The 1,469-nt window shown below is 65.1% G+C and carries 2 protein-coding genes; both read left to right on the forward strand.

Features of this window, described 5'->3' with window-relative positions; translation table 11 throughout:
• Positions 1-53: 53 nt before the first annotated feature.
• The gene (locus tag AUL38_RS01040) at positions 54-506 is read left to right on the forward strand and encodes a hypothetical protein (protein WP_059058425.1); all 453 of its coding nucleotides are present in this window, start codon (positions 54-56) and stop codon (positions 504-506) included.
• Positions 507-585: 79 nt separating this feature from the next.
• Positions 586-1,469, forward strand: an 884-nt coding sequence (locus AUL38_RS01045) for a tyrosine recombinase XerC (protein ID WP_059058427.1), incomplete at its 3' end; no start/stop codon positions are given.

Here is a 1,469-nt window from a genome sequence, read left to right on the forward strand (position 1 = left end):
AACGAGGAGGCATAGGTTCATCCTTCCAGGCCAGCAGAAACTAGCCATGTTGAATGTCACCTAAACGTGCATCAGACCCGTTACCCCAGTTCAGCTTTGCCGGGCACGCTGCCGAGCTCGCCCGCGCGGTGGGTGCGGTGCCCGGCCCGATCACGTCAGCTGCCTCAGCCGTCTGTCATAGACTTGTTCGCGAGTACGGCGCAACGCTCATCACGAACGGCGCAGAGCTTCGGGAGCTCCTCGGCGCTGAATCAGGAGACCCGTTCCACAACGCCACGGACGGAGCGAGTACCGGCTCGGACCGCACGCCGTCCCTGCATCTGCGGATACTCGACGCACTCCCGCTACACGGGGAGCGGTCCACAGCTGATGCTGCGGTGCGTGCGGGTGTTTCTGTCGACGAGGCCACCGACACACTCGCCGAACTCGAACTCCTGAGGTATGTTGCGCGCGTTGACGGTGAGGCCGGCAGCGTGGCGCACTGGCGGCTGTTACGGCGCGAGTAGCCGCGGCGCCTCCGCTGAAACGGCGAACCACCGCGCTGAACGCCGCTCGGGTTCAGTAAGGTCGGCGAAGATAGGGAGCATGAAACTCAACGAGGCGGTGTCGACGTTCATCGATGCGGCGCGCCTTGAATTCGGATACTCCGAACACACAATTCGCTCGTACCGGCGAGATCTCAACGATTTCGCTGGCTTCGCCGCAGAGCACGGTGTCGCAGACCTTGCTGGAGCAGATCTCGAGCTCATGCGGTCCTGGCTCTGGGAACGCCAACAGCGGGGGCTTGCCCCCTCCACGATCGCGAGAAACGTGGCCACGCTGAAATCGTTTGGCTCCTGGCTTGAATCCCGCAGCATGGTTCCGGGCAACCCAGCTTCACGTCTGCGGACGCCGCGAACGCCGAAAGCCCTCCCCCGCGTACTCACACAGGAGCAGATGTCCCGCGTCCTCGAACGTGCGGCAGCACGTGCCATCGCCGGAGACCCCGAGCAGGTCCGAGATCACGCGGTTCTCGAGTTGCTGTACTCGTCAGCACTCCGGGTGTCCGAGCTCACCTCATTACAGCTCGACGGCTTCGACCGGCGCGACCGCAGCGTCCGTGTCCTCGGTAAGGGCAACAAGGAGCGAGTCGTACCGCTCGGCGTCCCGGCAGCGCACGCGCTCGAGCGTTACATTGCCGAGTCACGAGACGCGCTGCTTTCCCGCAGGTCCGAGGACGCGCCGGCCGCGATGCCGCGCTCCGGTCCGCTGTTTATTGGCAACCGTGGCGGCGCCCTGCTGGGCACCGGCGCCGTCTACCGACTTGTCTCGCGCGAACTCGAACGCGAGCCCGGCGGCGGCCCAAGCGGACCACATACCTTCCGGCACACGGCCGCGACGCATCTCCTCGACGGCGGTGCCGATCTCCGCGTGGTGCAGGAAATGCTGGGACACTCAAGCCTGTCCAGCACCCAGGTATACACGCACGT

It is taken from the genome of Leucobacter sp. G161 (genome assembly GCF_001482305.1).
Taxonomy (GTDB): domain Bacteria; phylum Actinomycetota; class Actinomycetes; order Actinomycetales; family Microbacteriaceae; genus Leucobacter.